The 5,059-nt window shown below is 43.7% G+C and carries 7 protein-coding genes; 1 reads left to right on the forward strand and 6 read right to left on the reverse strand.

Going from position 1 to position 5,059, the window contains the following annotated elements; all coding sequences use genetic code 11:
• Nucleotides 1-654, reverse strand: a 654-nt coding sequence (locus LC574_RS26005) for a DUF2330 domain-containing protein (RefSeq protein WP_229456423.1), incomplete at its 3' end; no start/stop codon positions are given.
• A gap of 38 nt (nt 655-692) precedes the next feature.
• Entirely contained in the window at nt 693-1,670 is a 978-nt protein-coding gene (locus LC574_RS26010) for an RnfABCDGE type electron transport complex subunit D (RefSeq protein ID WP_229456424.1), read from the reverse strand.
• A 326-nt stretch (nt 1,671-1,996) separates the two neighbouring features.
• Between LC574_RS26010 and LC574_RS26015 the strand changes: the two genes are divergently transcribed.
• Complete coding sequence (locus tag LC574_RS26015; RefSeq protein WP_229456425.1) at nt 1,997-2,674, forward strand: polysaccharide deacetylase family protein; 678 nt, start codon at nt 1,997-1,999, stop codon at nt 2,672-2,674.
• Nucleotides 2,675-2,691: 17 nt separating this feature from the next.
• On the opposite strand, the gene LC574_RS26020 is transcribed toward LC574_RS26015, so the two are convergent.
• From LC574_RS26020 to LC574_RS26035, 4 genes are all read right to left on the reverse strand, one after another.
• Nucleotides 2,692-2,961, reverse strand: coding sequence for a hypothetical protein (locus LC574_RS26020; RefSeq protein ID WP_229456426.1), 270 nt, complete (start codon nt 2,959-2,961; stop codon nt 2,692-2,694).
• Nucleotides 2,962-3,776: 815 nt separating this feature from the next.
• Nucleotides 3,777-4,037 carry a type II toxin-antitoxin system RelE/ParE family toxin gene (locus LC574_RS26025; protein WP_229456427.1) on the reverse strand — a complete coding sequence of 87 codons (261 nt, stop codon included), beginning with the start codon at nt 4,035-4,037 and terminating at the stop codon, nt 3,777-3,779.
• Nucleotides 4,030-4,395, reverse strand: coding sequence for a hypothetical protein (locus tag LC574_RS26030; protein WP_229456428.1), 366 nt, complete (start codon nt 4,393-4,395; stop codon nt 4,030-4,032). The genes LC574_RS26025 and LC574_RS26030 overlap by 8 nt, the downstream gene beginning before the upstream one ends.
• 131 nt (nt 4,396-4,526) lie before the next feature.
• A partial coding sequence (locus LC574_RS26035) for a PfkB family carbohydrate kinase (protein ID WP_229456429.1) occupies nt 4,527-5,059 on the reverse strand: 533 nt, incomplete at its 5' end.

The raw sequence follows: 5,059 nt of genomic DNA on the forward strand, positions 1-5,059 counted from the left end.
CGGACGCAGGAACTGGTAGCCAGATTCCTCGAATTTATCCAAGTTGACTTTGGCAACAAAGAATTTCATTGAGGAACGAATATATGGCTGAAGTAACTGTTTCGCCCCTTGAGGGATTTTGTAGCCATTTTGTGTCAGCCAAGTTTCCAGTCCGCCAGATTCTTTTGCACTGAGGATCACGATGTCGTATTCGCCGACGTTGAAACGCGCTTCTACCGTCACACCCAAACTGCGATCGCTTATCTGAGGTGCCGCCTTATCTACTCCTGCTGTTGAGAAATTTAAGAAGTTTCTATTAAATAGTGGTAGTGGGGCACAAGGATCTGGGTCAAAATATTCCACTAATCGCGGCGCACTAAAAGCATCTAGGCGCTCGATAATGTTGGGTAGAGCAACGCGAACTTGGTCTTTTTGCAACACCGTTGGCACTGGTACTACGATCGCAAAATCTTTGACTTCGCCTTGAAAGTCGTTGGCCATTGTTAGGACGGTGCGATCGCCATTCCGTGCTATCACCACCTGAGAAGCTTTGTTATACAGCTTCGTATCAGCTTTAGCTACATAAAATCCACAAAATGCCCAAGCTGCCGGTGCAAAGCAAAATACTGCGACAATTGTCAACAGTAATGGCGTTAAAAATCGAAAAATCTTCATTTTTTAGACCTCTATATTAAGTGCTGATTTAGACGCGATTAATCGCGTCTGTACAAGAGAGACGCGATTAATCGCGTCTGTACAAGTTCTCCCCCTGCTCCCTCATCTCCCTCATCTCCCTCATCTCCCTCATCTCCCTTATCTTCCCTTTGCCAAAAAAACCTTGGGGCTAACCAAAGAATATCGATAAGAATGGTCAACGGGGCAAGGATGAACAGCGCCCAGAAGACTGCGGTAGGAATAAAGAAATAATTCCGCAGGATGAAAGTTAATCCGGCGATGCAAGCTGCCCAAACTACCCGCCCAATTCGAGAATTGGGAATCGATCGCGGATCTGTAATCATAAATAGGGCGAACAACAACAACGAGCCGCTCATCAACCGATGCCAGTAAACATCCCAAGTCCAACCCAGCCAGAGATTGCGAATCGCTTCTAGCAAGGAGTAGCTACCCAAAAAAGCGGCTGTGGTGTCCCAGCGACCAATGCGCTGCAAAGTCATGCCGCCAGTCCCGGCAAATAACAGCGCATACCACCACTCTTCACCCCACTGTCCCGGCGAAACCCAGGCATCGGAGGTGAGAACTAAGGCGGAAATGATGCCAAAATTACCAGGGTTGAAGAAATGCTTATCACCAAACTTAAAGAGAAATTTACTAGCGATCGCACTTGTTGCAGCTATTACCATTGTTGTCCAGTGATCAGCCCGCAACAGTAAACTGAGTCCCAGTGAGGTAATTAAAGCACTGCGAAGATTCGTAATTTGTCCTTTGTTATTAGTCATTTGTCCTTTGTTGTTTGCCAATACTTCGGCAACTCTTGGAGACGCTACGCTAACGCTCAGTACAAGTGACCAATGACTAATGACAAATGACAATACCGACTGTGTTAGTAAACAAGTAGCGATTAATATCACAATCAACTCTGGTCGCAACGTCCAGTCTCGTGTACTGATTCCCACGACTAGGAACAAGCCCAGAAATGAAATTTGATAATCTCGTATATCTTTAAACAACATCGATTTTATTTCAGTGTTTATTCGGAGATTAATCATCAATTTAGACGAGTGCTAGGTCAAAAAGTATTGTTCTTAGAGATTTTTTACAAAATAGAGCATTGACATTCTCAAGGCGAGCTTTACTGATTGATTTTGGAGTGGTGATTGCTATACCAAAGCGATCGCTCTGATGTTTGAACCTATAAGGAGGGCTTGTATCTGGAACTCTCTGTTTGTACAGTAAGTTCCAGATATAAGCGATTTAAGCTATGGTTCCCATGTTTAACAGTTTCAACATTAAGTAATCAGTGTATTTATGCAAGATTATGCAAAAAAGAAAAAACTTTATGCAGCTAGCTCCCCTGTTCCCAATTTTCTACCGCATTCTCCAGCCGAGTTTTCCCAACTGCCTTTGGGCTGGAAATCCCAATACGAAAGCGATCGCCCTCACATTCGATGATGGGCCGCATCCTCAATACACACCGGAAGTATTGGCAGTATTAGACTTTTACAAGATTACAGCAAGTTTTTTTTGGTTGGGTGTTTGCGTCAACCGTTCACCAGCCATTGCTAAAGCTGTGAGCGATCGCAGCCACTGGATCGGATTGCATGGCTACGATCATCGCTCTTTTGCCATGCTTTCCCCAAATGACCTCAAGGACAGTTTAGAAAAAACCCAAGCTGCCATTTATAACGCCTGCAATTTGCAACCTGAACAAGTGCGAGATGTCCGCCCCCCCAATGGTTTATTTACACCTGCTACTTTAAAATTGTTCTTTCAGTGGAATTACCGCCCAGTTATGTGGAGTGTTGTACCAGAAGACTGGGTGCGACCAGGTGTAACCACTGTGGTACAGCGAATTATGCAGCAGGTCAAAAATGGTTCGCTGATTGTTTTACATGATGGTGCTTGCGGTGGACAAGATGTTGCTGCGACAATCCAAATTCTTATTCCGCAACTGCTACAACAAGGCTATGAGTTTGTGACTGTTAATACTCTATGGCAGCAAGTTCAGACCAACTAAAGTAATAGCCTGTCAAGTTAATATTCAAAGTTAGCGATCGCTACGGACTTGTGTTCTGAACCAACGGACTTGTGTTCTGAACCAACGGACTTGTGTTCTGAACCAACGGACTTGTATTCTGAACCAACGGACTTGTATTCTGAACCAACGAACTTGTATTCTGAACCAACGGACTTGTATTCTGAACCAACGAACTTGTATTCTGAACCAACGGACTTGTATTCTGAACCAACGAACTTGTATTCTGAACCAACGAACTTGTATTCTGAACCAATCATTATGCACATAATAGCCAATTTGTATAGTGTGTAAGTCCTAAGTTTCACACCTAAATTTTTGTAAACGTATAATTAAGTTAATAAATGCAGGCGTATTAGTAACAACTAAATTCTCTAACCCGGATTTCTCACAAGTGATGCGATCGCTATTTATCTCGTTCCCAGTCTCCGACTGGGAATGCCCCTCATATCAAGTCCGCTAGAATACAAGTCAATTACGTTCGCTCTTAGCGTTCCCGTTCGCGCAGCGTCTCCGTCAGGAGAAGGGTACGTAGCGATAGCGGAGTGAAGTAATCCCAATCAGGAAGCGATTGCTTCGTTCCACTCCGTTCCACTCGCAATGACATATCGTAAGTGATTAACCGGACTTGATATCATTGAGGCTCCGCCTCTTGACTTACAGCAGCAGCCCAATGATGTGCATTTCCAGCCAGAGGCTGGAAACGAGGTTTCAAAAGGGTTTGGGCTTACAGCTATTTTCAGGTAAATAGACCACGCAGTAGGGGTTTAGCAATGCTCATTGGTGTCAACTTAACGTAAAAATCATGTCCCGCAAGGAACTGAAGTTCCTTGCTAATAGCAAAAGTCATCTGAAGATGACTAAATATACCCAAAATCTTTAGTCTACTTCAGTAGACTTTAGCTGTTAGCCTTGAACTTCAGTTCAGGGCGGGCGAGTAAGCCAACAGTTAAGCCATTTCTAGCTTAAGTTGACACGTATGAGCAATGCGCTTTACCCCTACAACAGATGTGGTTCAAATACATGAAAACTGCTGTAAGTTGACACCAATGGCCAACGCCAAGGGCGATCGCACTAAGCTAGTTTAACTATATGCTTGACTGCGATGACAAACCATGATTATTTGAACTACACGGCTATCATCATCAATACTGTAAATTACACGATAACTTCCAACTCTAATCCGCCAGCAATTCGACTGTCCCTTCAACTTTTTACAACCATCTGGGCGCGGCTTAACTGTCAGATCCTCAATCTTGGAAGTAATTCGACTAATTACCTCAATTGGTAGGGCTTCAAGTTCCTTTTGAGCAGAACGGGAAAAGACAACTTGATAATCATGCACTCAACTTACCCTGCTCATTGAGCGACCTTTTTACTTCAGCAAGTGGTATTTTCGGTTCATCAATTCTGAGCAGGGCAATTAAGTTGTAATAAATATCTTCCCAAATTTCACCGTGTTCCTCGAAGTCAAGCAGCACAGCAGTTTTATACCCTTGCTCATCTACCAAAAACTCTATAGTTAAGGGTATATCAGTTTCTTCTTCCATAGCAGCCCAGAGTTCGCCATGTTGTTTTAAATCAATCAACACACCAGTCTTTTGCCCCAAAAAATTCATCAGAAACTGGACACCGGAAAATTGCATTTCATCCGTGCCAGAAACCTCCCAATTCTCAATATCAGTTACAGGGTGAGACTGCATACTTGGCTTTAAATAACAACATCTTTCATTTATCTTATTAGTTTTAATACAAATTTACCTGAATTTGTCAATTTTCTAGTCGGGAGTATCAGCCTTTGGTGACTGATATCCCAGGTGGCTTATGCTAGTTCCTATTGATGGGAGGCGAGAAAAGCTTGGACTTGTGCATCTGTTGGTTGAGAAGCGATCGCACCTGGTTTAATGGTAGTCAGCGCTCCAACAGCACTGGCGTATGTAACAATACGTTTTGCTGTTTCAGCATCCCGCAAGCTGTGGATGCCATGCTGACTCAATTGGTGGATGAATCCTGCTAAAAAGCTATCGCCTGCGCCAGTTGTATCAACTACGGGGATGGAAAATGCAGGTAATTTGCCTTCGTTCTCACCCAGACAGTAGCTGCAACCGTTTTCTCCATCTGTTACCAGCACCCCTTCAATTGAAGCTAGACGGTAAGTGATGGCTCCGGGATCTGCGGTTTCAAATAGCCATTGGGCTTCTTCTTTGGAGAGTTTGAGGAAATCGATTCGCTTAAATAATTCTGGAATTTTTTGATGAGCGATGTTTGGCTCGACCAAAAATACAGGACGCCAGTTCACATCCAGCACAATCTTCAGATCGTAATGTTCTGCTAACTCTAGGGAGCGGTGAATTACCACTTCACTTT

Origin of the sequence: Nostoc sp. CHAB 5715 (genome assembly GCF_020829685.1) — a bacterium.
Taxonomy (GTDB): Bacteria; Cyanobacteriota; Cyanobacteriia; order Cyanobacteriales; family Nostocaceae; genus Nostoc.

Bases quoted from the DNA above. Each gene is read 5' to 3' on its own strand.
- LC574_RS26015 (WP_229456425.1), top strand. From the start codon at position 1,997: ATGCAGCTAGCTCCCCTGTTCCCAATTTTCTACCGCATTCTCCAGCCG.
- LC574_RS26010 (WP_229456424.1), bottom strand. From the start codon at position 1,670: ATGTTGTTTAAAGATATACGAGATTATCAAATTTCATTTCTGGGCTTG.
- LC574_RS26030 (WP_229456428.1), bottom strand. From the start codon at position 4,395: ATGCAGTCTCACCCTGTAACTGATATTGAGAATTGGGAGGTTTCTGGC.
- LC574_RS26020 (WP_229456426.1), bottom strand. From the start codon at position 2,961: ATGTGCATAATGATTGGTTCAGAATACAAGTTCGTTGGTTCAGAATAC.